21 protein-coding genes are annotated in these 25,174 nt (G+C 68.3%); 3 read left to right on the top strand and 18 right to left on the bottom strand.

What is annotated here, in order from left to right; translation table 11 throughout:
• Positions 1-143 precede the first annotated feature (143 nt).
• From OVY01_RS01715 to fliF, 6 genes are all read right to left on the bottom strand, one after another.
• Positions 144-2,162, bottom strand: a complete 2,019-nt coding sequence (locus OVY01_RS01715) for a flagellar hook-length control protein FliK (protein WP_267845161.1) — start codon at positions 2,160-2,162, stop codon at positions 144-146.
• Positions 2,163-2,281: 119 nt separating this feature from the next.
• The gene (fliJ, locus tag OVY01_RS01710; protein ID WP_267845159.1) at positions 2,282-2,728 is read right to left on the bottom strand and encodes a flagellar export protein FliJ; all 447 of its coding nucleotides are present in this window, start codon (positions 2,726-2,728) and stop codon (positions 2,282-2,284) included.
• Positions 2,729-2,748: 20 nt separating this feature from the next.
• Positions 2,749-4,269, bottom strand: coding sequence for a flagellar protein export ATPase FliI (gene fliI / locus OVY01_RS01705; protein WP_432422213.1), 1,521 nt, complete (start codon positions 4,267-4,269; stop codon positions 2,749-2,751).
• A complete protein-coding gene (fliH, locus tag OVY01_RS01700) occupies positions 4,173-4,817 on the bottom strand; it encodes a flagellar assembly protein FliH (RefSeq protein WP_267845155.1) in 645 nt (214 codons plus the stop codon). The genes fliI and fliH overlap by 97 nt, the downstream gene beginning before the upstream one ends.
• The gene (fliG, locus tag OVY01_RS01695) at positions 4,810-5,805 is read right to left on the bottom strand and encodes a flagellar motor switch protein FliG (protein WP_267845154.1); all 996 of its coding nucleotides are present in this window, start codon (positions 5,803-5,805) and stop codon (positions 4,810-4,812) included. The genes fliH and fliG overlap by 8 nt, the downstream gene beginning before the upstream one ends.
• Positions 5,795-7,546 (bottom strand): flagellar basal-body MS-ring/collar protein FliF, encoded by a 1,752-nt coding sequence (fliF, locus tag OVY01_RS01690; RefSeq protein WP_267845153.1) that lies wholly within the window; start codon positions 7,544-7,546, stop codon positions 5,795-5,797. Before fliF ends, fliG begins: the two co-directional genes overlap by 11 nt.
• A gap of 363 nt (positions 7,547-7,909) precedes the next feature.
• Here fliF and fliE point away from each other — a divergent pair, with 363 nt between their 5' ends.
• A complete protein-coding gene (gene fliE, locus OVY01_RS01685) occupies positions 7,910-8,248 on the top strand; it encodes a flagellar hook-basal body complex protein FliE (RefSeq protein WP_267845151.1) in 339 nt (112 codons plus the stop codon).
• A 57-nt stretch (positions 8,249-8,305) separates the two neighbouring features.
• Here the strand turns inward: fliE and OVY01_RS01680 are convergent, their stop codons facing one another.
• The 5 genes from OVY01_RS01680 to fliD all read right to left on the bottom strand — a co-directional run bounded on the left by OVY01_RS01680 (position 8,306) and on the right by fliD (position 12,921).
• Positions 8,306-8,662 (bottom strand): EscU/YscU/HrcU family type III secretion system export apparatus switch protein, encoded by a 357-nt coding sequence (locus tag OVY01_RS01680; protein ID WP_267845150.1) that lies wholly within the window; start codon positions 8,660-8,662, stop codon positions 8,306-8,308.
• Positions 8,659-9,954 carry a flagellar hook-length control protein FliK gene (gene fliK / locus OVY01_RS01675; RefSeq protein ID WP_267845149.1) on the bottom strand — a complete coding sequence of 432 codons (1,296 nt, stop codon included), beginning with the start codon at positions 9,952-9,954 and terminating at the stop codon, positions 8,659-8,661. Before fliK ends, OVY01_RS01680 begins: the two co-directional genes overlap by 4 nt.
• An 82-nt stretch (positions 9,955-10,036) precedes the next feature.
• Positions 10,037-10,372 carry a flagellar protein FliT gene (locus OVY01_RS01670; RefSeq protein ID WP_267845148.1) on the bottom strand — a complete coding sequence of 112 codons (336 nt, stop codon included), beginning with the start codon at positions 10,370-10,372 and terminating at the stop codon, positions 10,037-10,039.
• 1 nt (position 10,373) lies between these two features.
• A complete protein-coding gene (fliS, locus tag OVY01_RS01665; RefSeq protein ID WP_267845147.1) occupies positions 10,374-10,808 on the bottom strand; it encodes a flagellar export chaperone FliS in 435 nt (144 codons plus the stop codon).
• A 118-nt stretch (positions 10,809-10,926) separates the two neighbouring features.
• A complete protein-coding gene (gene fliD, locus OVY01_RS01660; protein ID WP_267845145.1) occupies positions 10,927-12,921 on the bottom strand; it encodes a flagellar filament capping protein FliD in 1,995 nt (664 codons plus the stop codon).
• On the opposite strand from fliD, the gene OVY01_RS01655 reads away from it, so the two are divergent.
• The gene (locus OVY01_RS01655) at positions 12,920-13,324 is read left to right on the top strand and encodes a hypothetical protein (protein ID WP_267845143.1); all 405 of its coding nucleotides are present in this window, start codon (positions 12,920-12,922) and stop codon (positions 13,322-13,324) included. The two genes, fliD and OVY01_RS01655, sit on opposite strands and share 2 nt — an antisense overlap.
• A gap of 6 nt (positions 13,325-13,330) precedes the next feature.
• On the opposite strand, the gene OVY01_RS01650 is transcribed toward OVY01_RS01655, so the two are convergent.
• From OVY01_RS01650 to OVY01_RS01640, 3 genes are all read right to left on the bottom strand, one after another.
• Positions 13,331-14,953, bottom strand: coding sequence for a flagellin N-terminal helical domain-containing protein (locus tag OVY01_RS01650; protein ID WP_267845141.1), 1,623 nt, complete (start codon positions 14,951-14,953; stop codon positions 13,331-13,333).
• Between the two features lie 378 nt (positions 14,954-15,331).
• Complete coding sequence (locus tag OVY01_RS01645; protein WP_267845140.1) at positions 15,332-15,991, bottom strand: response regulator; 660 nt, start codon at positions 15,989-15,991, stop codon at positions 15,332-15,334.
• A gap of 79 nt (positions 15,992-16,070) precedes the next feature.
• Complete coding sequence (locus OVY01_RS01640) at positions 16,071-16,988, bottom strand: sensor histidine kinase (RefSeq protein ID WP_267845139.1); 918 nt, start codon at positions 16,986-16,988, stop codon at positions 16,071-16,073.
• Positions 16,989-17,506: 518 nt separating this feature from the next.
• On the opposite strand from OVY01_RS01640, the gene OVY01_RS01635 reads away from it, so the two are divergent.
• Positions 17,507-19,405, top strand: a complete 1,899-nt coding sequence (locus tag OVY01_RS01635; RefSeq protein ID WP_267845138.1) for a tetratricopeptide repeat protein — start codon at positions 17,507-17,509, stop codon at positions 19,403-19,405.
• A gap of 52 nt (positions 19,406-19,457) precedes the next feature.
• Here OVY01_RS01635 and OVY01_RS01630 read toward each other — a convergent pair whose 3' ends face one another.
• The 4 genes from OVY01_RS01630 to OVY01_RS01615 all read right to left on the bottom strand — a co-directional run bounded on the left by OVY01_RS01630 (position 19,458) and on the right by OVY01_RS01615 (position 25,104).
• The gene (locus tag OVY01_RS01630) at positions 19,458-19,625 is read right to left on the bottom strand and encodes a hypothetical protein (protein WP_267845137.1); all 168 of its coding nucleotides are present in this window, start codon (positions 19,623-19,625) and stop codon (positions 19,458-19,460) included.
• A 103-nt stretch (positions 19,626-19,728) separates the two neighbouring features.
• The gene (locus OVY01_RS01625) at positions 19,729-22,413 is read right to left on the bottom strand and encodes an MGH1-like glycoside hydrolase domain-containing protein (RefSeq protein WP_267845134.1); all 2,685 of its coding nucleotides are present in this window, start codon (positions 22,411-22,413) and stop codon (positions 19,729-19,731) included.
• A gap of 85 nt (positions 22,414-22,498) precedes the next feature.
• The gene (locus OVY01_RS01620) at positions 22,499-24,586 is read right to left on the bottom strand and encodes an amylo-alpha-1,6-glucosidase (protein WP_267845132.1); all 2,088 of its coding nucleotides are present in this window, start codon (positions 24,584-24,586) and stop codon (positions 22,499-22,501) included.
• Positions 24,587-24,795: 209 nt separating this feature from the next.
• Positions 24,796-25,104, bottom strand: a complete 309-nt coding sequence (locus OVY01_RS01615; protein WP_267845130.1) for a hypothetical protein — start codon at positions 25,102-25,104, stop codon at positions 24,796-24,798.
• Positions 25,105-25,174 lie beyond the last annotated feature (70 nt).

Here is a 25,174-nt window from a genome sequence, read left to right as displayed (position 1 = left end):
TTGCACGACGTCGGGCACGCGGCCCGCCGATGGTGCGGGATGCACTTCATTGGCGTTTGCCGCGCTGTCGCGCACCGTTCCGGATCGATGGCGACGTGCATGCCGCCCGTGCGCAGACGCGGCGGCGCCGCGTCGCAGCCATATCACGCGAACGTGTCGATCTTCGACAGCGTGCCCGTGCCGGCGACCGGCGTGTTCGCCCAGCCGTACACCCGGGCGGCCGGGACGGCCGCGGCCGCCCGGGTGCCGTCGATGCCGGGGCCGGCATCGCGGTAGGCGCCCGGATTCCCCTGACGCCCGGGGTTGCCGCGCGAGGGATCGCCGCCGGTGGCCGCGCCGCCATTCCACGCGCTCGGCGTGCTGTCGGGCGGCGGACTTTGCGTGACGTTGGCCTGCGCCAGCGATAGACCCCCTTCGGCGAAACGTTCGCGCAACTGCGGGAGCGCCGCGGCGATCGCGTCGCGCACCTGGGGGTCGTGCGATGAAAACGTCGCCTGCGCGTCGTTGCCCTGGAGATTCAGGCTGACACGGATGGGGCCGAGATTCGGCGGATTCAGATGCAGCTCCGCGAGACCGGCGTTGCCACGCGCCATCATGACGACGTTTTGACTGAAGGCCTGGGACCAGCGGGCATCCACGAACGGCGTGTCGATCCAGCCGGTCTGCGGCGCGGGCGCACTGGCCTGCGGTTGGGCCTGCGCCAGCGATGACGGATCGGCCGGGGCGGGGAGCGGACCGGGAAGCGCCGTCGCCGCCGGATTCAGCGCGTTGGCCGGGTCGTTGTTCGCCAGCGCCGCGGGGGCGTTCTGGGTCTGGCTGGCATTCACGCCGGCGTCGGCGCCCGGCGTGGCCGCGAGATTCGATCCCGCGCCCGTATCGTCGCCGGCCCGGTGCAGGGCGACGCCGAAACCCGTCGCATCCGCACCGCCGCGCCGGGTCGCCATCGCACCGGTATCCGTCCCGGCCGTGGCAGGTGCGTTCGACAGGGCGGCCGCGCCGCCGCCGTCCGGCATGCCGGGGCCCGCCCCGGCGAGCGTTTGCGCCCCGGCGGCACGGCCGCTGCCGAACGCCGCCGTTGCCCCGAACGCCGTCGTTGCCCCGAACGGCGCGGCCGCCGCGGCCGCCGCGGCCGACGTACCTGCCGTGCCGGACGCGTCGCTCGTGGCATCGTTCCCGGTGCCGTCGGCGGCACCCAGCCCTGCGCCGCTTGCGGTCATGAGCGTCCCGTTCGCGCCCCCGATGCCCGTAAGACCGCTGCCCGGCGTGGCGCCGTCCGCCGCCGCGCCGGCCGCGGCATCGGCGGTGGACGGCGCCGCGGCGGCTTGCTGGAGCGCCGCGGCGCTGGCGGCCTGCTGGGCCGCCTGCTGCTGTGCCTGCGAAGGGTCGGCGAGGCCGGCGTGCTGCGTGTCCGTGGTGCCGTCCGCGCTACCGTCGCCGTCCGCCGCGACGTCGCCCGGACGTTTCGCGCCCTGGGCGGCGCTGGCGAGCGTGGCGGTGGCGCCGTTCCCGGCGGCATCCTGCGCGTCGGCATTGCGTTGCGCGACGCGATCCTGCTGCGCGACGGCGGCATCGGCCGCGGCGCGCGTCGTGGCCGCCGCGTCGGCGGCCGCCGTGGCCGTCCCCGCGCGCTCGGCGGTGTCGGTGGCTTTCGCGGTGCGCTCGGTGCCGGATGCGCGCGCGGCGTCGTCTTCGCGCGCCGTTTGCTGCGCGTCGGCGGTGGCTGCCGCGGTGGTCCGGGCCGCGTCCGCGGCATCCGCCGAATGCATCGCGCTCGCGGCGTCTTGCTGCGCCGCCGCCGCGGCCGTCGCGGATTGCGCGGTGGCGTCCGGCGTCGAGCGCCGCGCGTCGGCCGATGCCTGGGCACGGGCCTGCGCCTGCATCCTGGTCTGATTCGCCGTCCACGCGCTATCGTGGGCGATACGGTTCTGGGTACGGGCCGCCTGGTCGAGGCTGGCTTTCGCGCGTGCGGCCGTGTCCGCATGGGTTTGCGCCGTGGCGGCGCTCGTACGGTCGGCATCGGCGGCGCGCCGTTGCGCGGCGAGCGCATCCTGGAAACGCGTGCCGGCATCGGTGATCGCCGTGTTCTGGTCGAGTGCCGACGGTACGGGCCGGGTGGCCTGCACGGTGGCAGCGGCATTCGCGGAAACAGCGTCGGGTCGCATGGAACGGTCCTTCAAGTGGATGCGGGTGTCAGTGGTGCTGCGGACAACGGATGTTTCGGAAAACGGGTCTGTCGCGGCGCCGGTCCGTCAGGCGAGCGCCATCACGGGCGCACGGCGCCTCAGGCGGCGGCGCGATCGCGCGCGCGCCGCGCGGCGAATTCGTCGGACGCGCGTTGTTCGCTTTTCGCTTCGCGCTGGCGCTGCGCGTCGACGGCGCGCTTTTCCAGCGCCTCGTACGAACTCAGTTTCTGTTTCTTGACCTGCCATTGCCGCCGCGCCCCTTCCAGCGCCTGGTCCAGCGCGACGACCTGCGCCTGCTGCTGGTGAATCGCCGTGCCCAGCGTGCCCAGGAAAGCGTCGAAATTGCGCCGTTCGAGCATCGTCATGCCTTCCCGAGACGCCGCCGCGAGCCGGTTCTCGTACTCGCCCCGGTAGCCGTCGAGATCCTGCCGCTTGCCCAGCATGTCGTCGCGCCGCCGCTGCAGCGCGCCCAATGCCCGGCTCGCCTCGTCGACGTCCTTCTGGGCGAGTTCGATCAGGGTCGTATAGGGAAGTCGTTTGCTCATCGCGGGTTCCGTTGGCGGGTTCAGGTGCCGAGCAGCGCGTCGAGCTGCGCGACCGCCGTGTCGTGTCCGCAACGTTCGCGCACGCGCTGTTGCAGAAAGCCTTCCATGCGCGGGTACAGCGCGATGGTGCGGTCCAGCATCGGATCGCGCCCCGACTGGTAGGCACCGACGTTGATCAGGTCGCGGTTGCGCTGGTAGCGGGAGAGCATCTGCTTGAACATGCGGATGCGGTCGAATTCGTCGTCGCTGACCAGCGCGGACATCACGCGGCTGATGGAGGCCTCGATATCGATCGCCGGATAATGGCCGGCCTCGGCGAGCGTGCGCGACAGGACGATGTGCCCGTCGAGGATCGCCCGCGCGGAATCGGCGATCGGATCCTGCTGGTCGTCGCCCTCGGTCAGCACCGTGTAGAAGGCGGTGATCGAGCCGCCGCCGACCGGGCCGTTGCCGGTGCGCTCCACCAGCGCCGGCAGCTTCGCGAACACCGACGGCGGATAGCCCTTGGTCGCCGGCGCCTCGCCGATCGCCAGGCCGATCTCGCGCTGCGCCATCGCGTAACGGGTCAGCGAGTCCATGATCAGCAGCACGTCGAGCCCGAGCTCGCGGAAATGCTCGGCCAGCGATGTCGCGTATGCCGCGCCCTGGAGACGCAGCAGGGGCGAGACGTCGGCCGGCGCGGCCACCACGACCGCGCGCGCACGTCCTTCCTCGCCGAGAATCTCCTCGATGAATTCCTTGACTTCGCGCCCCCGCTCGCCGATCAGCCCGACGACGATGACCTGCGCGCTGGTGAACCGGGCCATCATCCCGAGCAGCATCGATTTACCCACGCCGGAGCCGGCGAACAGTCCCATGCGCTGGCCGCGCCCCACGGTCAGCAGCGCATTGATCGCGCGCACGCCCACGTCCAGCACGGTGTGGATCGGTTCGCGATCCAGGGGGTTGATCACCGGCGAGGACAGCGACGCGGTGGCCTCGTTGTTCAGCGGACCCAGCCCGTCGAGCGGCACGCCCTGGGCGTCGACCACGCGCCCGAGCATCGCCATGCCGACGGGCAGGCGTTTCGCGTTGAGCGTGGCGCCGATGATCGGCGCGCTTTCGACGGGATAGACGCGCGCGTTGGGCGCGAGCCCGGAAAGATCGCTGGTCGGCATCAGGTACAGACGGTCGCCGTTGAAGCCGACCACTTCGGCCTCCGCGTGCGCCGTGGCGCTCATCCCCGGCAGTTCGATCAGGCAACTCGCGCCGATCGGCAGCGTGAGGCCGGTGGCTTCCAGCACCAGGCCGGCGGCGCGGGTGATGCGCCCGCAGGCGCGCAGCGGCATCGCCTGCGCACTGCGCCGGCTCGCCGCGTCGAGCGTGGCGCGCCAGCGTCCCAGGTGCGCATCGCGTGGCGTGGCGGCAACGGTGTCGTCCATGAGTGTCCTTGATGGTGGCTGCATCACCAGCCGTTTTCCCGGCCCAGCGCGGCGGTGACGCGGGTCCAGCGGGTGGCGAGCGTGGCATCGATCTCGCCGCTGCCGGCCCGGGCGCGGCAGCCGCCGCGGGCGAGCGCCGCGTCGCCGCGCACCGACCAGCCCGCGGACGCCAGCTCGCCCGCGAGATACGCATCGAGCAGCGGCAGGTCCGCCGGATTGACCAGCAGGATCGGCGCGCCGACCAGCGGCGGCTCGGCGCTCAGCACCTCGCGCACCGCCCCGAGCAGCACCGTCGGGTCCGTCTGCACGGTCTGCCGGATCACGCTGCGCGCGATATCGAGCGCAAGCGTCATCAGCGATTCCGACATCTCCGCGTCGAGCGCGTCGGCCGCCGCGGTGAAAGCCGTGACCAGCGCGGCCAGTTGCTCGGCGTGCGCGCGCGCATCGGCGAGGCCGCTGTCGAAGCCCTCCGCGCGGCCCGCCTCGTAGCCGTCGGCGTGGCCCGCGCCGGTGCCCTCGGCATAGCCCGCCGCATAGCCTTCTTCCTGCGCGGCGACGCGTGCCGTCTCGACCGGATCGACCACGTCCGGCAGCGGCGGATCGAACGACGCCATCTCCCAGCGCTGGTAGGCGCTCAGCCGTTCCTTCGGAATCAGGCGCTCAGACATACGCGTCTTCCGCCTTGCCACCGAGGGCGATCGTGCCGGCATCCGCCAGTTTCTTGACCACCTGCAGGATCTTCTTCTGCTGCGTTTCGACATCGGCGACGCGCACCGGTCCGCGCGTCTCGAAATCCTCGCGGAACAGATCCGCGGCGCGCTGCGACATGTTCTTCAGGAACTTCTCGCGCAATTCGGTCGGCGCGCCCTTGAGCGAGATGATCAGCGTCTCGGACTCGACTTCCTTGAGGATGGTCTGCAGGCCGCGGTCGTCGATCTCCAGCAGGTTCTCGAACAGGAACATCTGGTCGACGATCTTCTGCGCGAGGTCGGTGTCGTAGCGCTTGACGTTCTCGATCACCGATTCCTCGTTCACGCCGGCCATGAAGTTGAGGATCTCGGCCGCGGTCTTGACGCCGCCCAACGGGCTGCGCTTGATGTTCTCGCTGCCGGAGAGGAGTTTGGTCAGCACGTCGTTGAGTTCGCGCAGGGCCGCCGGCTGGATGCCGTCGAGCGTGGCGATGCGCAGCACCACGTCGTTGCGCAGCCGCTCCGTGAAGCATTCCAGTACTTCCGAAGCCTGGTCGCGGTCCAGGTGCACGAGGATGGTCGCGACGATCTGCGGATGTTCGTTGCGGATCAGTTCGGCCACCGCGGCCGAGTCCATCCACTTCAGGCCCTCGATGCCGCTGGTGTCGCCGCCCTCGAGGATCCGTTCGATCAGGCCCGACGCCTTGTCGTTGCCGAGCGCCTTGGTCAGCACCGCGCGGATATAGGCACCCGAATCCAGGCTCAGCGCCGTGTGCTGCTGCGCTTCCTCGACGAAGTCGCCCAGCACTTTCTCGATCTCGGTGCGCGACACTGCCTTCAACTGGGCCATGGCCGCGCCCAGGCGTTGTACCTCGCGCGGTGCGAGATAGCGGAAGACCTCGGCGGCTTCATCCTCGCCGAGCGACATGAGCAGTACCGCGCTGCGTTGGAGTCCTTCAGCGTTCATCGCTTATCCAGCTCTTGACGACGGTGGCAACCACCTTCGGGTCCTGTTGGGCAATCTGGCGCGCGAACTGCAAATCGCGGTCATGCGCGTTGACTTTTTGCTCGAGCGACGGGGCGGCGGCGGTCTCGCCGTCCGCGAGCGCCGCGGGCTTGCCGGCGTCGGCGCTGACGTCGGCGACCACTTCCGGCGCGGGCGGCGGCTCCGGACGCAGCAGCTTGCGGATCGACGGGCGCAGCACGCCGAAGAACAGGTAGAGACCGACGATGCCGATCAGCGCGTACTTGCCGCCCTGTTTCGCGAGTTCGATCATCTCCGGCTGCTTCCACAGCGGCAGGACCGGCGCGTTGACCGCGTCCGGGCCCTGGAACGCACTGTTCACCACGTTGACGGTGTCGCCGCGCTTGGCGTCGAAACCCATCGCGTCCTTCACCAGCGCCTCGGTCTGCGCGAGTTGCTCGGCGCTCACCGGTTGCATCGTGATCTTGCCCTTCGCGTCCACGGACTGGTGGAAGTTGACCACCACGGCCGCCGTCAGCCGGCGCACGCCGCCCATCGGCTGGGCGGTATGGCGGATCGTCCGGTCCAGCTCGTAGTTGATCGTCGCGTCCTTGTGCGTGCTGCCCGACAGCGAGGTGACGGAAGCGGCCGCACCGCTCGCCGCGTCGCCCGGTTTGGCCTTGTCGTTCGGCCCGACGTTCGTGATCGGGGCGTTCGGGTTGGCCGGCGGTTCGTTCGACAACGCGCCCGGCACGCCGCCCGCGCCGCCGCCGCCACTGCTGCTGTCGCGCGATTCGCTGGTCTGCTGGCTGCGCACCGCGGCGTCCTTGGGCCCGGGGTTCGGCTGATAGGTCTCGGCGGTCTGCTCGACCTGCGCGAAATCGATGTCGGCGCTGACCTGGGCGTGCGCGTTGCCGGGGCCGTAGATCGGGTCGAGGATGGCCTCGATGCGGCGCCGCGTGTTCTGCTCGATCTGCTGCATGTACTTCAGCTGGCTCGCATCCAGACCGGCGGCCGTGGATTGCGAGGTCAGCAGGTCGCCGTTCTGGTCGACCACCGAAATGTTGCCCACCGGCATGTCGGGAACGGCGGTGGCGACCAGGTGCACGATCGCGCTGACCTGGCCGTCGCTGAGCGAGCGGCCCGGGTAGAGATCGAGCAGCACCGATGCCGACGGTTTCTGCTGATCGCGCACGAACACCGAGGATTTGGGAATCGCCAGATGCACCCGCGCCGACTGCACCGACGACACCGCGCCGATGGTCTGGGCGAGTTCGCCTTCGAGCGAACGCTGGTAATTGATCTGCTCGGCGAACTGGCTGATGCCGAACTTCTGGTTGTCCATCAGCTCGAAACCCACCGAGCCGCCCTTGGGCAGGCCCTGCTGGGCGAGCCGCAGCCGCGCTTCGTGGACCGACTCGGCCGGCACCAGGATCGCGCCGCCGCCTTCGGCGAACTTGTACGGCACGTTCATCTGCTGCAGCGCCGTAATGATGGCGCCGCCGTCGCGGTCGGACAGATTGCTGAACAGCACCTTGTAGTCGGGTGCGCGGCTCCACATGAACAGGACGATCAGCGCCGCCACCGCCGCTGCCGCCGCGAGCATGAGGGGCAGGCGCGGGTTCGCCCGCAGGCGCTCGGCGAGCGGGACCTTGACGTCGACCGTCTGGCCAGGGCGCGTCGAGGCCGCAAGCGTGGTCGCCTGCAACGATCCCTGCTGCGCGGTGGCCGGCGGGGTGCTCATCGTGTCCTGGCGCCGACGTCGAGCGTCGGCTGCAGCAGCATGTGGCGGGGCGGGTGCGAAGCCATGGGAACCGGGGTCGAGTGGTCGGGCAGTGGGGCGTCTGTGCCGGACGTCCCGTGCCGGTATGGCGGGGACCGTTCGGAAACAGCGGCATGGTGCGGATTATTGCGTGCCGCGTGCTTTCCGTATCGGTCGATAAGCGGGGCTTTTACGCGTCAATTGGAACGATCGCCGCGCGCGGGCGTGCCGTACGATGTCGTTCATGGGCCAGATGCTCGCCCGGCGGTTCCCGCCCCCGGGATTCGCGGGCCCCCTGCGGGCCCACACCCCTCTAAAGGCGTTTTCGCCGGGAGAGAACGACGCATGAACACACCGGTTTCCGCCATGTCGGGGACGCTCGACCAACTGCGCTCGCTGGCCGCCCAGGCCGCCGGCAAGCCGGCAGCGGCAACGGCCGATGCCGCGTCGGCGGCGGACGGCGACAGTTTCGCCAGCATGCTGAAGGCGTCGCTCGACAAGGTCAGCACGAGCCAGACCCATGCGCTGAGCCAGGCGCACGCCTTCGAGTCCGGCTCCTCCGATGCCAGCCTCAGCGATGTCATGATCGATATGCAGAAGGCGAACATCCAGTTCCAGACCGCGGTCCAGGTGCGCAACAAGCTGGTCAGCGCCTACAACGACATCATGCAGATGCAGGTCTAGACCCGTCGACGTGCGCCTTCAGAAAAACGCGGCATGCGCCGTCGCGCTCGCGCCCGGCTAGCTGCGCGGCCCCGGATAGGCGCCTGGCGGTGGCGGCGGCCCGCCGGTGCGGGATTCGAGGCTGTACAGCCAGCCGAGCAGTTCCGCGACGGCCTGGTACAGTGCCGGCGGTATCTCCCGGTCGAGCGCGACGTGCGCGAGCATCGCGACCATTTCCGGGGCGTCGTGCACATAGAGCCCCTCGGCGCGGGCCCGCTCGATGATCGAGTCGGCGATCAACCCGTATCCCTTGGCCACCACCTTCGGCGCGCCGCTGCCCGATTTGTCGTAGGACAGGGCGATGGCGGTACGGCGCGGATCCGGGCCCGACTCCGACCGCAGCGCTTCTTCGATGTCGCTCGGGCGGACGCTCATGATGCACGCTGCCGGCTGGCGTCCGGCGTTTCCCTGACCGCCAGGCTTTTCAGTTCCAGGCCCGTGCCGGCGAGACGCCGGCGCAGGTCGTCGCTGTCGTGCAGCAGCGACGCGGCGCTGTCCGGTTGCGCTTTCAGACGTGCGACGAGGCGCGAGCCCGCGAGCTGCAGATCCGCGTCCACGGTGCCGAGATGCGGCAGGTTCAGGCTGACCTGCATGCGCCAGGAGGGCTCCGCCGGTTCTCCCGAATTCCAGGCGGCGCCATCCTCGCGGCGTTCGTCGCGACGTTCGATCTCCCAATCCATCCGCGTTCCGGGCCAGGCCTCGCCGCTCCAGCGCAGCACCGGGTTCTGCAACAATTCCATCTGCTGGCGCACGGTCGATACGATGTCCGGATGAATCGCGTCGACGAGCCGCGCCGCGCTGTCGGCGGCGTGGTCCGCCATGCCAACGGCGCCATCGCCCGTGCCGGCGCGGCCGAACGGGCCCGGAGACGCGGCCGGCGGGGACTCGCCGCCGACAAATTCCAGACCATTGGCGCGCGCATAGTGCAGCGCGTTCTGCAGGGCGTTTTGCAGGACGGGCGGCAACGCGTTGTGCAGCGCGTGATTCAGCGCCTGCGGCAGGAATTCCAGAGTCGCGGACGGCCCATCATCCTGCGCGTCGTCGGCCTGCCCTGGCGCCGCGGGGCCGTCCAGCGGTGCGAGATGCGATTGCGGCTCGCGGTCGAGGTCGGTGATCGGCCGCTGGCCGCCGGCCCATTGCGCGAGGTGCGATTCGTAGAAAAGGCCGCTGTTCTCCAGGGTCTGTTGCAGCGCGCGGGCGAGCAGGGCGGTGAATGCACTGCTGGCAACGGGCGCGGCGCCCGCCGCCGGCGTGGCGTTCGCACTCTGCGGCGCACCGACGACGATCAACGCCGGACGGGCGCCCGCGCCGCTGCCGGACGTGCCGCCCGCCGTATTCTGGACCGCGGCGGCGGCATCGCGCGGCGGCACCGGACACAACGGCTTGCTGGCCTGGATCAACGGCAATTCGCCGGGCAGGCGCGAGAGGGCGTCCAGCACTCGCGCATCGACGCTGACCGTCGCCTGCGTCGATGCCGCGGGCAGCGCGCGCGGCGCCGCCGCAAAGGCGTTCGAATCGGGCGAGCCGTTCAGGGTGTTGGGTTGTTGCGAGATGCTGCCGCCATCGGCGCCGGCCGTGCGCGCACCCGATCCCGCTCCGATACCCGACAACATCGTGTCGAGCCGCAGCGGCATCAGGTTCATTCCAATCTTGTCGAGCGCGTTCATGTGGCGGCCTCTCCAGTGAGTGGCGCGGGGCGGCCTCGCGGGCAGGGGAATGCGCCGCGCAGCCGGCGCATCCCGCGCGCAGCTATTCCATTGCCACGCCGTAGGCGCCTTGCAGCGCGCGGGTCTGCCGGCCGCTCGCCAGCAAGGCCGACAGGCGGGCGAGGCGGGGATCGACACGGGCGCGGATCTTCGCGTCGTCGTCGAGAATCCGGCGGATGACGTCGAGCTTGCGCGCCCGCTGGGGTTCGGTAAGCGGCAGGTCGACATCGCTGGGCCGCAGCAGTTCGACCAGTGCGACATAGGCCTCCTGCATCGACAGCAATCCCTCCCAGTTTTCCTGAACGGCGGCTTCACGCATCTGCTGCGTGATCGAAGCGATGGCCTCGTAACGCTCGATCAGCTGTTCGAAACCGCTCATCTTACGCTCCCACCGCTTGTGCGGTCATCGCCGATGCTGCCGGGTTCGCCGCCGGCGCACTGCGCCACACGTCCTCGAGCGCCTTGAGCATTCGGTCGACTTCGTCGAACAGCGGCTCGTCGTTGCGCAGATTCGCGCGGGTCAGCATCTCGAGCATCGCGTCGTAATGACCGGCCAGCCGCTCGGCCACCTGGCCGCCGTTGTCCATGTCCAGACTTTCCTTGAGGCCGCCGCCGATGATCATGACGGCCTTGGAAACGGCCGCGCCTTTTTCCGCCATGCGGCCGGCCCGCATATGCATGCGGCACTGCACGATGGCGGTGCGGCTGGCCTCGAACATCATGATCGCCAGCCGCTGGGGACTGGCGCCGAAGGTGGCGGTCTGCGCACCCACGCGCGCGTAGGCATTGGCACCGAACTGGCTGGGTGAAAACATCCTTTTCTCCTTCAAATTCCCGGACTGCACTTGCGTTGCCGCGGCGGTGCCGCGGGTGTCGTAACGTGGTTCTGACGCGATTCCATCGTGAATCTGTCTTGGATCTGTCTTGGATCTGTCAACTCTTCGACGTGTTGTTGAACTGCGCATTCAACACCGTCGACGCGGTTTTCATCTTCGTCGACAGCGTGTTCAACGCGGAAAACTGCGTCTGGTAATTCGCCTGCACCTGCGAGAGGTGCGACTGGAAACTGGTAATCTGCTTGCCGATCGACGCCACGCGCGTATCCAGCGTCTTCGTCGCATTGGCGATCGCGCCGGTGGTGCCGGTCGCATTGTCGATATAACCGGACAATTGCGCCGCGAAACCCACCGAATAGGACACGCTGCCGCGCGGACCGGTCCCGTCGCCGCCCACCTGCACGGACAACCCTGCCACCGCCGTGCCGGGCTGGCCGAGCAGCGTCTGGCCGGAACCCGTGCCGGCGAAACCGCCGATCGAGCCTTTGACGTCGAGGCCCGCACTGCCCTTGACGGACGTGTCGCCGAACAGCGTTTGCGCGCCGTTGCCCGCCACGCTCACGCGCGAACCGGCTCCGTAGGAAGTCGACGTCAGGCTCAGGGTGCCCTGATCGTCCGCGGCGACATTCACGCTCGCGCCACTGGCGGTAAACGCGGCATTGCCGTTGATCGCGTTCTGCAGCGCCGCAGCGGCGTCGCCGGCGCTCGCATAGGCTTTTTGCGGCAGCGCGATGTTCTGCGTCGTGCCGTCCACCGTGACCGTGAGGCTCAGCGGACCGATCGAAGCTTTTTCGAGATCCGCGGCGGCGGTGCCGGTGAGGGCGCCCTGCGTCGCGGCCTGGGTGACGCGGATGTCGTATTTGCCGGCCTGCGTGCCGCTGCCCGCATTCAGATAGGTGACGCCGTTGTCGGTCGTGGTGCCGTTCGTGCCGAACAGCGAGGCCACGCCCGTCAGGTTGTTTTGCAGCGCCGACTGCAGCGTCGGCTCGTCCACCGCCAGCGTGCCGTCGTTGCTGAAGCCGATGCCGACGTCGGCAAGCGTGTTCAGTCCGCTGCCGCCGTCGATCGAACCCGTGACGATGCGCTGCAGCGCGCTCTTGATGTCGCGCGTCGTGGAATCGCCCAGCAGGATGCCGTTCTTCGACGAATCGTTCGCGTCGTAATTGGTCAGACTCGACAACGAGTTGGCCAGCGTGTTGTACGCGTCGACGAAGCCGCCGACGTTCGATTCGACGGTCGACGTATCGTTGACCACCGACAGCGTCGTCGCGCCCACCTTGCTCAGCGCCAGCGTGAAGCCGCTGAGCGCGGATGAGACCGTGTTCGACGGGCTGTTCAGCGAAATGCCGTTGACCGAAAGCTGCGCATCCTGCGCGGCCGTGGTCTGCTTCATCGCCTGCGTGCCCGCCGGATCGAAACCGAGCAGGGCGCCGACGGCATCGTCGCCTTTCGCGGTGACCTGCATCGCCTGCGCGGCGCCGGTGGCCGAATTCGTCAGCACCAGCCGGTAGGGCGAGGCGCCGCCGTCGTTGACGATCGATGCGGTGACGCCGATCGCGGCGCCGTTGATCGCATCGCGGATGCCGCCCAGCGTGTTGTTGCTGCTGTTGATCTTGATCGTCTTGCTGGTGCCGCCCGGCGTGAAGGTCGTGCCGTCGGCGTAGTGACCTTCTGCATCGGCCGTGCCGCCCGTGGTGGTGCTCGCGCCGCTATCGTCCTTGGACGTGGTCGCGCCTACGGTGCCCAGATTGATCGTCAGCGTGGTGTCCGCGCCCGAACCGATCGCGGTGCTCACGCTTTTCTGACCCTCGGAGACGAGGGTCTGGGCCTGCGCCAGCTGACTGACGTTGACCGTGTAGTTGCCGGGTTGCGCGCCGGTGAAGACCTTGGCGGTCGCGACGCCGCTATCGCTCGACGTGGCGGCCAGGGCCTTGAAGTTCGCCGCGAGCGTCAGCGTGTTGAGCGACGACTGAAACGTGGAGAGGTCGGACTTGAGCTGCGCGTAGGCCGAAATCTCGGTCTGCACGCTGCCTTGCTGATGCTGGTAGTTCGTCAGCGGAATGCTGGCGACCTTCATCAATCCCGTGAGCATGCTGCCGAGCGAGAGCGAGCTGCCGCCCACGTTCATCGACGAGATGATCGACGCCGCGCTGTCCTGCGCCGATTTGGAATTTGCCGCATTGCCGGCGTTCGCGCCGTCAGTGCCGTTGTTGCTGCCGCCGCTGCCGTTGTTGCTATTGTTGCCAACGTTGCCGTTGTTGCTGCCATTGCCACCCGCGGCGGGGGTCTTGCTTCCGTTGGCCGCCGCTGCGCTGCCGCCTGCATTCGCCGAAACGGCGGATGCGGGCTTGTTCGCGCTGCTGACCGAGGAAATCGTGACCATTGCTGTCGGATTCGTAGGGTGTGCCGGATGCGGTTTGTGGCGGATGCGGCGTGAGCCGCATCCTGTTTCATCCGGCGCGCGACGCGCGCCGGATGGCCATCATCCGCCGTGATGCGCCTTAGCCCGTGACGAGCTTCAGGATCTGGTTCGGGATCTGGTTCGCCTTGCTGACCATCGCGACACCCGATTGCTGCAACACGTCCGCGGTCGACAGCGTCGAGGCCACCGACGCGTAGTCGGCATCGGTGATCGACGACTGCGCCGACTTCGCGTTCTGCGTGATCGCGTTCAGGTTCGAGATCGTCGAGTCGAAGCGGTTCTGGATCGCGCCGACGGCACCCTGCAGCGTGCTTACCGTCGCCAGCGCCGAGTCGAGCGACTGGAGCGCCGCCGTCGACGACGCCGCGGTCTTCAGCGACAGGCTGGCCAGCGTGGTTTGCGTGTTCAGGCTGATCGTCGCCGACTTGCCGTTGCCGGCCACGGTGTTGCCGTTCGGCGCTTCGGTGTACAGATTCGCGTCGCCCGCGCCGCTCAGCTTGATTTCCTTCGACGACGACAGCGACATCGTGCCCTGCAGCACCGTGGCCTTGCCGCCCGCGCCGGTCGCGCCGTTCGTTTCGACGGCCGAGTCGGCCGTGAACTGCGTGGTGCTTGCCGGGTCGGCGACGTTGCTCGAACCGCCTTGCAGCAACTTGTAATCGCCGCTGCCGCCTTCGGTGGTCTTCGACGTTTGCGAGATCGTGATGTTGCGGCCGTCGGTGGACGACAGCTTCAGGCTGCCGCCATCGTCGAGCGATGCGGAGACGCCCGTCGTGCCCGCCACCGAGTTGATCTGGTTCACCAGGTCGCCGGTCGACACCGACGTACCCTTGGCGACGGTCATGCCGCTATCACCGAAAATCGACGTGCCGTTGATCTTCAGGTTGACGACGTTGTCGGCGGATGCGGACGGCTTTTCGTTCGCGGTCGTGAAGGTCTGGACGTTGGTCGCCGTGGCGGTCAGGCCCGAGATGTTCGCGCCGTTGATCGCGGCCACTGCGGCGAAGGCGCTGTTCGCGTCCTGGCCGGCTTCCGCACCCGCGACCGCCTGGCCGATCGTCTTGGCCGGGCCATCGCCCAGCTGGATCGACAGGGCCTTCGAGGCGCTGGCGTTCGACAGGCCGTCGCCGGCGGCTGCCACGACACCCTTGTTGATGCTGGCGAGGCTGAACGTCTGCGCCGCGGTCTGACCGATCTGCGACGTGCGCACGCCCTGGCTCAGGTTGACCGTCGTCGACTGGCCTGCGTTCGCGCCGGTCTGGAACGTTGCCGAACCGAAGCTGCCGTCGAGCAGGGTTTGACCGTTGTACTGCGTTTGCGTGGCGATCGTGTTGACCTGCGACAGGAGCTGCTGCGCCTGCTGGTTCAGCGACGCGCGGTCCGACGCGGAATACGTGGAGTTCGCCGACTGTACGGCGAGGGTCCGGATCTGCTGCAGGTTCGACGTGATCTGCGAGAACGCGGAGTCCGCCGTCTGCGCCAGGGCGATACCGTCGTTCGCGTTCGAGATGGCCTGCGTGTTGCCGTTGATCTGCGACTGCATGCGGCCCGAGATCGCCAGTGCGGCGGAGTTGTCCGCGGCGCTGGAAACCTTCTTGCCGGAAGACAGTTGGTTGATCGCGGTCGAGTACGTCGACGAGGCCTTGTTCAGGTTGTTCTGCGCTACCAGCGATGCGGTGTTGTTGCTAATGATCTGGGCCATGAGGCGCTCCTATATCCAAAATTGGTGCTTTCCGGCGGGATCGCCGCAACGGGAGGCAGTACCGGTATCACTGAGCCGATCGCCGCCGTTGTAATGGTTATCGGAACGGATCCGGAAAGCTTGAGGGTTTGCTTCAAAAACTTTCCGGGAAGGCCCGAAAACTGCTATGGAGGATGCCTGCGTCGCAGGGGGAGCGGCCTCTGGAAGCACTCCTTGCGATGGGTGCCACCGTCAGCCGATGCAATGGATCATAGCGGCTGCCGGCGGGGGGCAATTGGTCGAACAGGGGGGGAGGAACAGTCTATTTAACGCGGCATGGCGACGAATGGCGCGGGGGCGGACAGCGGCGCGCGGCGCGCGCCGTGCGAAATGCGCCGCTCAGGCCGCGTTGCTGTGGTTGGCGCCCAGGTCCACCAGTTGATTGCGCATCACGTAATAGGTCAACTCGGCGTTGTTCGCCAGGCCCAGCTTTTCCAGCAGGCGCGACCGGTACACGCTGACGGTCTTGACGGACAGCGACAGCACGTTGGCGACGTCGGTGAGCCGCTTGCCGGAGCCGAGCATGCACAGGGTCTGGTATTCGCGGTTCGACAGCTTCTCGTGGGGAAGCTGGTCGACGTCGGTCGAAACGTAGTCCGCCAGGGCTTCGGCGAGCGAAGCGCTGACGTATTTTCGCCCCGCCGCGATCTGACTCATCGCGGTGGCGAGTTCCGCGGCGCTCGCGGTTTTCGACAAGTAGCCCGACGCGCCGGCCTTCAGCGCCCGCACCGCGTACTGATCCTCGCGATACATCGAGAACATCAGCACCGGCACCGTGGGCACGCGCCGCTTGATGCGGCGCAGCACCTCGACACCGCTCATGTCGGGCAGCGAGATGTCGAGCAGGACCATCGTCCATTCGCCGCGTTCGATGTGCGCGAGCGCTTCCGCACCGGTCGCGGCTTCCACCGCCTCGGTGAACAAACCCCGGGAAACGAGCAACTGGGCAATTCCTTGCCTGATCGCGGCGTGGTCGTCGACCAATAGTATTCTTGACATCCCTGACTCCCCGTGGAGTATTTCCAAACGTTTTTTTTACCAGCTTGTTTTTTTGCCCATACAACGGTGGCAAATGTCGTTACGGCGTGTCATGCGGTCCGGCGCGACCCGGTCGCCCGACGCGGCCGGACGTACGGGGCGTGCGTGCGGCGCAGGGCAGCGAGGCCCGCAGTTCGACCCCGTCGCCGGGCCGGCTCGTGATCGCGAACCGGCCGCCCAGGGCGTCGCAGCGTTCGCGCATGCCCGCCAGCCCCAGCCCGTGCGACGCGTATGCATCCCGCCTGGCGCCGCGCAGGGCGGATGCACTGGCGCTGCGGGCCGCCTGCGAAGTCTTGACCCTGTCCGGATCCATGCCGCGGCCGTTGTCGCGGACCACGAGCGTCGCGCCGGAGGGCGTGACGCTCAGACGGACGGTGACGATGCTGGCCCGTGCATGCCGGGCGACATTGTTCAGCGCCTCCTGCGTGATGCGTAACAACGCCAGCGCGCTGGCATCGTCGAGCGGCCCCAGCGCCGGGTCCGCATGATAGTCGAAGGATGCGCTCAGGCCGACGCGTTCCGCGAACGAGGAGATCCATGCGCGCATCGTGTCGCCCAGCTCACCCCGGCCGGGCAGGACGCCGCGCTGCTGTATCAAACGGTGACTCGCCGCGAAAGCCGCATCGAGCGCGCTGTCGGCCGCCGCGAGCGCGGCGGCGCACGTGGCCGCCGCGTTGTCGGGTACCGATGTCGCGACCCGGGCCAGCGCATAGCGCAGGGCGGTCAGTTCGGCGCCGAGTTCGTCATGGATCTCGCGGGCCAGCAGGCGCCGTTCGGCATCGCGCGCCGCCACGCACGCAGCGCTCAGCGTGACGGCGGCGCGGTTGCGACGGCCGGCGTCACGGTGGCCGGCAACCCGGTGGCCGGCGTCCCGATGACCGGCGTCCCGGAAGTATGTCGGCGCATGTCCGTCCCCGGCGGGGCGGACCCTGAAGCCGGTGGTTTTTTCAGAAGACAAAATCGCTGACGCCAGTCAAGGTGCGAAGCATGAAAAACGGGTAATTGGCATCGATGCCAGGTGTAGCGACACGCATCGGTTTCTCCGTCCGTCAGTGACTCCGTGTAGGACAATTCCCGGGTTTTTCCACGGGACCTGTCCAAACCCGAAATGATCATAGCCGAATTTTAAGACAAACTCGGTAAGGGCGAGGCGCATTCATAATTGTTGTGTCTCTCCTACAACCCTTAATACAAACGATCGTGTGAAACGGGAGTCCAGCCGTCGTGCGGCTGCCGTTCCGCGAATGCCCGGACCGGCGACGCGCGTATGCGATTTGTCGCTTTTTACGAAGCGTTTCAGCGAGAATATCCTACATTTTTAGCGCCAAAACGCATTTAATGCCGACGCGCGTAGTGCGTCCGGATTTTGCGGGCGATTCAGAAAAAATGAATAAGCGGCGTTTTATCTCGCAATTTGACGCAATGTCGCGCGGACTCCGCGCCGACAATGGGCGAATTTCATTCATTTGCACGCCTATGTCACCGGACCTGTGCGGTTTGCCGTTTCCGCTTCCCGACGCCCGGGCCGGGGCCGCGCCTTTCGTCGCATTCTGCGAGGCGATGGCGGCGGCATCGGACGATGCGGGAAGCGACGGCGCCACGCGAAGCCTGCCCGATGGCTTCTCACTGCGAACCCTGGCGACCTTGCGCCGTCTCGCCCACGAGCGGGCAGCGCAGGGGCACGCCGACGAGGCATTCGGCCTTTTCAAGACCGTGACGGCGTGTCTTGCGCCGGGCGATGCGCTGGCGCTCATCCGCGTCGAGCATGCGTTCACTCTCGCGCACTTCGCGCTGCACGAGCAGGCGCTCGCGGTGTTCGATGCGGCCATCGCGGTGACCGCGGCGCGGAACTGGCGCATGGCGGCGCTGGCGGGCAAGGCCATGTGCCTGGTGGCGGTGACGCGTTCCGAGGACGCCCTGGCCTTGCTGGACCGGCATGCCGACCTGCCGCGAGCGGAACGGCATGCCGGCGCGCTCGCGCTGTGGGGCCTCGCGCGTACCCGTGTCTTTCTGGGGCTGCACCGTCCGCTGGACGCGATGGACGCCGTCACAGAGGTGCTGCAACGGGCGCCGTGGGACACCGCCGCGCTGCTGGCGAAGGCCACCATCCTGCTGCGTCTGCAGCGGCCCCTGCAGGCGGTGGGAGAACTGGAACAGGTGTTCGCGCAGGATCCGGACGATGCCGCGGCGCTCGTGCTGTTTGGACAGGCGCTGGCGGCGCTGGGCGAGTTCGCCTTCGCCGTCGATCGCTTCGAACGCGCGCTGCAGGTCGCCCCGCGTTATGCCCCGGCGTATCGCTACATGGCGAGTGCGCTGTGCATGCAGCGCATGGACGACGCGGCGCTGGTCTGTTTGCGTGCCGCGCGGGCGCTGCGGCCGGACTGGCCGCTGGCCTGGCTCGACGAGGCGGGAATACGGCTGCGCCGCGGTGAACTGGCACGGGGCTTCGACGCCTACGAGTGGCGCGACAGCGCGCGTTTCGCCGCGCGGCAGGGCGAACACTACTGGAACGGCGACGAGGCGATCGACACGCGTTCGATCCTGGTGCTGGCCGAACAGGGGTTGGGCGACACATTGCAGTTCGTGCGCTATCTGCCGCGCCTGGCCGCGCTCGCCCGCGACGTGGTGGTGGAGGTTCAGCCGCCGCTGCTGCGACTGGTCGCGGCGCAGGCCGCGCGCTGGGGCGTGCGAGTGATCCAGCAAGGCGATCCGCGCCCGCAGACCGACCGTTTCACGCTCTTGATGTCATTGCCGCATGCATTGCGTACGCGACTGGACACCATTCCCGCCGAGATTCCGTATCTGGCGGCGTCTTCCGCTGCCCCGGCTCGGGCGCCGGCCAAGGGCCGGGACGTGCCCACGGCCGCCGTTCCGGCCCGGCCCCCGTTGCGCGTGGGGATCGTGCCGTCGGGCAATCCCCATTTCGCCGACGACGCGCTGCGCTCGATGCCGCTCGCGGTGCTCGCGCCGGTCCTGAGCGTCCCGGGCGTCGAGACGGTGCTGTTGCAGCCCGTGGTGCGCGATGCCGATCGGCAGTGGGCGGCGAAGCATGCGCCGGAACTGCGCATGCCGCCGCTCGACGGGGATTTTCTCGACACCGCCGCATGCGTCGCCGCGCTCGATCTGGTGATCTCGGTGGATACGGCGGTGGCGCACCTGGCCGGCGCGCTCGGGCGACCGGTCTGGATCCTGCTGCCCTACCTGTCCGACTGGCGCTGGATGAGCGAGCGCCGCGACAGCCCCTGGTATCCGACCGCGACGTTGTTCCGGCAGGCCGTCCCGCGCGACTGGCGCGGCGTGGTCGACGCAACGCGCGACGCGCTGGTCGCCCTGGTCGCCCTTGTGGAGGCACGCAGCGGCGCATGCGCTGCCTGACTCCGCCGAACCCTGGCACGGGCCCGTGACAGCGCCCGATGCCCGCCGCCCCTCAGTCCGCTGCGTTGGGATCGGCGGCCCGTCCGTCGGTCAGCAGGCCCGTCGGCGCGCGCGTCTCGCCGTCCGCGGGCGGATCGCTCCGCCGCGCCCGCCTGACCGCCACCAGCACATAGACGGCGTTGAGCGCCAACCAAGCCGTTACCGCTACCCAGAGTCGCATGAGGTCCTCTTCCCCGTCGAGATTGCATGTCGGCTCGGCTGAACCCTTCGGCGGAGGCGACATCCTAGCAAGTCTGAGTAACCGCGACTGTCGGAAAAGTCCTTTACTTCGCGTCGCCGGACGCTTTTTGATCTTCGGACCGACGGGGCTTGTTTTTCAGCAACAGCGCAACGAGGCTGGTCCACCCGGTTTGATGTGCGGCGCCCAATCCGCGGCCGTTGTCGCCATGGAAGTACTCGTGGAACAGCACCAGATCCGCCGAGCGGGGATCGACGGCGAGCAGCGGGTATGCCGCCATGACGGGCCGCAAACCATTCCTGTCCTTGCGAAACAGCGCGCACAGCCGCTCCGACAGCGCATCGGCGATTTCGCTCAACGACAGCATGGTGCCGGACCCGGTGGGGTATTCGACGCGGAACTCGTCGCCGTAATAGCGGTGGAATTCCTGCAGCGATTCGATCAGCAGATAGTTCACCGGCATCCAGATCGGGCCGCGCCAGTTCGAGTTGCCGCCGAAGGTGCGTGACACGGACTCCGCGGGCGTGTACTCGATGCCGAAGCTCTCGCCGTTGTGATCGAGCTTGAAGGGAGAGTGCTCGTGGTAGCGCGACAGGGATCGCACGCCATAGTCGGAGAGGAACTCGGCCTCGTCCAGCATGCGCGTGAGCAGGCGTTTCATCCGGTGGCCGCGCAGCAGGGACAACAGCATCGTATTGCCCTTGCCGGGCTCGTACCAGCGCGAAACCAGTTGCGCGAGGTCGGGCCGGTGGCGCAGGAACCAGCGCAGGCGTTCCTCGAGCCGCGGCAGCTTGCCCACCGCGGCGCTGTCGAGCACATGCACGGCGAACAAGGGGCTGAGGCCGACGATCGAGCGCACTTTCAACGGCACGGACGTGCCGTCGGGCAGCTTCAGCGCATCGTAGAAGAACTCGTCCTGCTCGTCCCACAGGCTTGCGCCAGCCTCGTCGGCGCCATTGATCGCGCCCGAGATGTAGAGGAAATGCTCGAAGAACTTCACGGAAATATCGACGTACGCTTCATTGTCCGCCGCCAGTTCCAGGCCGATGCTCATCAGGTCGAGCGCGTAGGCCGCCATCCACGCGGTGCCGTCCGACTGGTCGATGCGCCCGCCAGTGGGCAGCGGCGCGGAGCGGTCGAAGATCTGGATGTTGTCCAGCCCCAGGAAGCCGCCCTGGAACAGATTGCGGCCCTCGGCGTCCTTGCGGTTGACCCACCAGCCGAAGTTCAGCAGCAGCTTGTGAAAGGCCCGTTCGAGAAACACCCGGTCGAACTTGCCGGTGAGTTTGGCGTCCATCTGATAGACCTGCCATACCGCCCACGCATGCACCGGGGGGTTCGCGTCGCCGAACGCCCACTCGTAGGCCGGCAATTGCCCGTTCGGGTGCATGAAGCGGTCCTGCGTCAGCAGGATCAACTGCTTCTTCGCGAAGTCCGGGTCGATCAGCGCGAAAGCGACCGCCTGGAAGGCGAGGTCCCAGGACGCGTACCACGGGTACTCCCAGGTATCGGGCATCGAGATGATGTCGGCGTTCGACAGATGCCGCCAGTCCGCGTTGCGCCCGTGCAGCCGGGAGGCCGGCGGCGTGGGTTGCGCGGCATCGCCGTTCAGCCAGCGCTTGACGTCGAAATGATAGAACTGCTTCGACCAGAGCATGCCGGCCATCGCCTGGCGCTGTATCAGGCGCGCGTCGTCGTCGTCGAGATCCTGCTGCAGCGCGGTGTAGTATTCGTCGGCTTCGGCGCGCCGTTTCACGAAGACCGCATCGAAATCCTCTGCGGCCTGGGCGTCCTGGCTGACACGGCGCAGGCGCATGCCGATCGTGCGCCGCCCGCCGCCCGCCATTTCCAGGCGCCAGTGCGCGCCCGCCTTGCTGCCCTTGTCGCGCCGGATCGCCTCCGGCCTGCCGTCCACCAGGTAGTCGTTGAAGCCGTCCTTGTAGGGGCCATCGCCCTTGGAGCCGAAGAGCCGTTCGATGTTGGTTTCGTTCTCGCAGAACAGCCATTCCTGCGGCGCGTCGCCCTGGGCGCTCCAGCGATATTGATGCGGCAGTTCCGGGTTGCGCGCGACCACGGCGCCGTCGGTGAGCCGCAATTCCGGCTTGCTGCGGCTGGTGTCCCAGGACCAGGTGTTGCGGGCCCAGAATTGCGGCAGCAGATGCAACAGCGCCGGGTGCGGACTGCGATTTTCCACCGTTACCCGCATCAGCAGATCGTCCGAGCCCGCTTTCGCGTATTCGATCGTCACGTCGAAGTAGGCCTCGTCGTCGAACACGCCGGTGTCGAGAATTTCGTATTCGGGGAGTTCGTTCGAGCGGCGACGGTTCTCGTCGACCAGATCCGCGTAGGGAAAGGCGGCCTGCGGATACTTGTAGAGCATGCGCATGTACGAGTGGGTCGGCGTGCCGTCGAGGAAGAAATACAGTTCCTTGACGTCCTCGCCGTGGTTGCCCTGCTCGTTGGTCAGGCCGAACAGCCGTTCCTTCAGGATGTGATCCTTGCCGTTCCACAGACCCAGGCTCAGGCACCAGTTCAGGTGCTCGTCCCCGAAACCGGCAATGCCATCCTCGCCCCAGCGGTACGCGCGGCTGCGCGCATGCTCGTGCGGGAAGCTGTCCCAGGCGGTGCCGCCCGGGCTGTAGTCCTCGCGTACGGTGCCCCATTGCCGCTCGCTGAGATACGGCCCCCAACGGCGCCAGGGACCGGGAGACGCCGCATGCAGACGGCGGCCTTCGGCCGTATCGAGGACGTTTTGCGAAGGCACGGACATCTTTTCTCCTGAAGGTCGCCGGTTCCGGCAAGTTTCATCTGCGACGTCGCAGCCCGACGTCACGGCACGGTTTCAAAGCGGGGTTTCAAAGCAAGGTTTCAATACGTAGCCGCTCGGCGAGCGACCATGCCTGAAACGGCGCGCCACGCGGGGTGTGGGGCGCATCGCCGTCGGCGATCTCCGACAGGTGTCCGAGTCCCGCCTCGCGCAGATGCGCGTCCAGCGGCGCGACGAACCGCGCGCGTGCCTCGGCGCGCGCCGCCTCGGCGTTCGCGCCACGGGCATGCACGCGCAGCCACGCCTCGATGAACGGCCCCGCCAGCCAGAGCCACGCGGTGCCCTGATGATAGGCACTGTCGCGGGACTCGGGAGGACCCGTGTAGCGGCCGATGTAGCGAGGGTCCGCGCAGGCCAGCGTGCGCAATCCCAGCGGCGTCCAGAGTTCGCGTTCGACCACGGCCACCACCGCGCGCGCGGTGGCGTCGTCGACGACCTGGAAAGGCAGGCCGCCCACCGCCAGGATCTGGTTCGGCCGCACGCTGCGGTCGACCGTGCCGGCCACGCCGTCGACATCCACCACATCGTGCAGCGCGCCGCTCGCCGGATCGACGAAACGGCCGGCGAATGCGGCCTGGGCGCGCTCGGCGAGCGGCTGCCAGCGCGGGTTCCACGTCGCGCCGATGCGCAGCGCATTGATCCAGAGCGCCTGGATCTCCACGGGCTTGCCGATGCGCGGCGTGACCGGTGTGAGGCCGACGCGCGCGTCCATCCAGGTCAGTTGCGAACCGGGTTCCCCGGCATGCAGCAGACCGTCCGCGCCGGCGCCGATGCCAAAGCGCGTGCCGCCGTGGTAGCCGTCGAGGATGCGCTCCGCGGCGCCTTGCAGGATGTCGCGGGTCGCGGGCGTCGCGTGACCCGTGAGGAGATAGGCATGCAGCGCGACGATGAACCAGAGCGAGGCATCCACCGAATTGTATTCGGGGGTGCTGCCTTCGTCGGGAAAGCGGTTCGGCAGCATGCCCTCGCTGACCGTCGTCGCCCATTCGCGCAGGATCGCCGCGGCCTGGTTTTCGCGGCCGGTCGCCAGCGCGAGACCGCGCAGCGAAATGAAGGTGTCGCGTCCCCAGTCGGTGAACCAGGGAAAGCCGGCGAGGAGGGTGGCGCCCTGCCCGCGTTCGGCGAAATACTGGCCGGCCGCGTTGGACAGTGCGCCGATCGCGGCACCGCGCGCCGTCACGGCAGCCGCCGCGCGGCGCTGCCGCTCCCCCCGTCGGTCCCGTTCCGCGCCAGCCACGCGCCGGGCGACGTGGACGTCGCGGCTGTCGCCGGCGCGCAGGATCAGCAAAGCCGCGCACGAGGCGGTCTGCTCCCCGGCGGCATCGCGCGACGGATCGGCGGCGGGATCGCAGTCGAGGTCGAACGAGAATATGCCGGGCGACGCCAGATCCTCCACGGCATCGAGACCGCGCTCGCGTTCGTCGTCGTAGAGAAACCGTTCGAACCATTCCGGCGCGTGCCGATAGACGCCGTTGCTCAGTGCCGATACCGCCGGCCGATGCGCATAGGGACGCCAGCTGATCCGGCCGTTCGCGCCGGCCGGCGTGAAGTCGAATGCGTCGTTGCGCCGGTGTAGCGCATGGTAATCCCGCACCGACAGCAGGGGCCGCACGAACAGACGTCCGGACCGCGCGGAATTGCGGTACCCGTCACCCGCAGGCCCGGCATCGTCGGCACCGGGTGTGTCCGGGAGGGCGCGCACCGCGTCGGCGGCCGTCCCTGCCGCTGCGCCTGCCGCCGGTACGAGCCACCAGCGCAGGATGACATCGCCGCTGTCGCCGGCGGCGAAGATGTCGTGCAGCAGGTGCATTCCGCCCGGCAGCGCGAAGCGCCACGTCGGCCAGGGATCGGTATGGAAACCGACGATGCGCTGCGTGCCGTCCGGATGGAGGGTGTCGGGAGCGTAATGGTGAGTGGACAGGGCGACGGCCCCGTCGGGCCCCTCCCACCAGGCCTCGACACCGTTGACGAGCACCATGCGCCCGCTGGGAGGGGCGCTCGCGTGCAGCAACAGCGCGTGATACCGGCGCGAGCGTATGCCGTTCGCAGGGCCCGAGGCGAAGCCGCCCAGACCGTCCGCCTCCAGCCACTCTCCTGCATGGCGAGCCGTCTTCATGCATCCCTCCATTCTGTCGCGACGGGAGTCACCGTCGCACGGTCGGACAGATACTATACCGGCGCGCGGCGATTCGGTCCCGCCACGTGCATCGCCGCGCTGGTGCCATGGGGCCGGGAGTAGGCACGGGATCTACGCCCGGCCCGACGGTTGCTCTCGCGCCAGACTGTGCGAAGGCATGCGGAATGGAATGCACGCCGTCGTTCCGCTCAGCCCGCTTCGCCCACCGCGTCGGGCGATGGCAGTTCGCCCTGCGCGTCGCGCGCCGGCACGGGGACCTTGGGCTTGTCCGATTTGCCGGACTCGGCAGCGGGCTCGTCGCCCGGCTTCGACGCGTCGGGAAACGTCGTCGCATCGGGCTTTTCGGCCGTACCGGTCGCCACGGGCGTCTGCGGCGCGCCGGATGCCTGCCCGGTGGGCGCGGGGTTGGGCGAACGGGCGTCGTTCTCGTCGCCGCTCAGTCCGGGGCTGAGGGTCGCGCGTTCCAGCGCCTGGGAATCTTTCGAGGATGCATTCATGCGTGGGCTCCGGTCGGATCGGTGACGGGGTTCCATCACCAGGGACACTTGCGACCACGCAAACCGCATG

It is taken from the genome of Robbsia betulipollinis, from assembly GCF_026624755.1.
Taxonomy (GTDB): domain Bacteria; phylum Pseudomonadota; class Gammaproteobacteria; order Burkholderiales; family Burkholderiaceae; genus Robbsia; species Robbsia betulipollinis.
Note: the sequence above shows the minus strand (reverse complement) of the source record. Positions and strands in the feature narration are given on the sequence as shown.

Excerpts from the sequence above, each read along its gene's own strand:
- OVY01_RS01715 (WP_267845161.1), bottom strand. The coding sequence starts at position 2,162 with ATGCGACCCGACGCTGTTTCCGCGAATGCCGCTGCCACCGTGCAGGCC.
- fliJ (WP_267845159.1), bottom strand. The coding sequence starts at position 2,728 with ATGAGCAAACGACTTCCCTATACGACCCTGATCGAACTCGCCCAGAAG.
- fliH (WP_267845155.1), bottom strand. The coding sequence starts at position 4,817 with ATGTCTGAGCGCCTGATTCCGAAGGAACGGCTGAGCGCCTACCAGCGC.
- fliG (WP_267845154.1), bottom strand. The coding sequence starts at position 5,805 with ATGAACGCTGAAGGACTCCAACGCAGCGCGGTACTGCTCATGTCGCTC.
- fliF (WP_267845153.1), bottom strand. The coding sequence starts at position 7,546 with ATGAGCACCCCGCCGGCCACCGCGCAGCAGGGATCGTTGCAGGCGACC.
- fliE (WP_267845151.1), top strand. The coding sequence starts at position 7,910 with ATGAACACACCGGTTTCCGCCATGTCGGGGACGCTCGACCAACTGCGC.
- OVY01_RS01680 (WP_267845150.1), bottom strand. The coding sequence starts at position 8,662 with ATGAGCGTCCGCCCGAGCGACATCGAAGAAGCGCTGCGGTCGGAGTCG.
- fliK (WP_267845149.1), bottom strand. The coding sequence starts at position 9,954 with ATGAACGCGCTCGACAAGATTGGAATGAACCTGATGCCGCTGCGGCTC.
- OVY01_RS01670 (WP_267845148.1), bottom strand. The coding sequence starts at position 10,372 with ATGAGCGGTTTCGAACAGCTGATCGAGCGTTACGAGGCCATCGCTTCG.
- fliS (WP_267845147.1), bottom strand. The coding sequence starts at position 10,808 with ATGTTTTCACCCAGCCAGTTCGGTGCCAATGCCTACGCGCGCGTGGGT.
- OVY01_RS01655 (WP_267845143.1), top strand. The coding sequence starts at position 12,920 with ATGCTGCCGAGCGAGAGCGAGCTGCCGCCCACGTTCATCGACGAGATG.
- fliD (WP_267845145.1), bottom strand. The coding sequence starts at position 12,921 with ATGCTCACGGGATTGATGAAGGTCGCCAGCATTCCGCTGACGAACTAC.
- OVY01_RS01650 (WP_267845141.1), bottom strand. The coding sequence starts at position 14,953 with ATGGCCCAGATCATTAGCAACAACACCGCATCGCTGGTAGCGCAGAAC.
- OVY01_RS01645 (WP_267845140.1), bottom strand. The coding sequence starts at position 15,991 with ATGTCAAGAATACTATTGGTCGACGACCACGCCGCGATCAGGCAAGGA.
- OVY01_RS01635 (WP_267845138.1), top strand. The coding sequence starts at position 17,507 with ATGTCACCGGACCTGTGCGGTTTGCCGTTTCCGCTTCCCGACGCCCGG.
- OVY01_RS01630 (WP_267845137.1), bottom strand. The coding sequence starts at position 19,625 with ATGCGACTCTGGGTAGCGGTAACGGCTTGGTTGGCGCTCAACGCCGTC.
- OVY01_RS01625 (WP_267845134.1), bottom strand. The coding sequence starts at position 22,413 with ATGTCCGTGCCTTCGCAAAACGTCCTCGATACGGCCGAAGGCCGCCGT.
- OVY01_RS01620 (WP_267845132.1), bottom strand. The coding sequence starts at position 24,586 with ATGAAGACGGCTCGCCATGCAGGAGAGTGGCTGGAGGCGGACGGTCTG.
- OVY01_RS01615 (WP_267845130.1), bottom strand. The coding sequence starts at position 25,104 with ATGAATGCATCCTCGAAAGATTCCCAGGCGCTGGAACGCGCGACCCTC.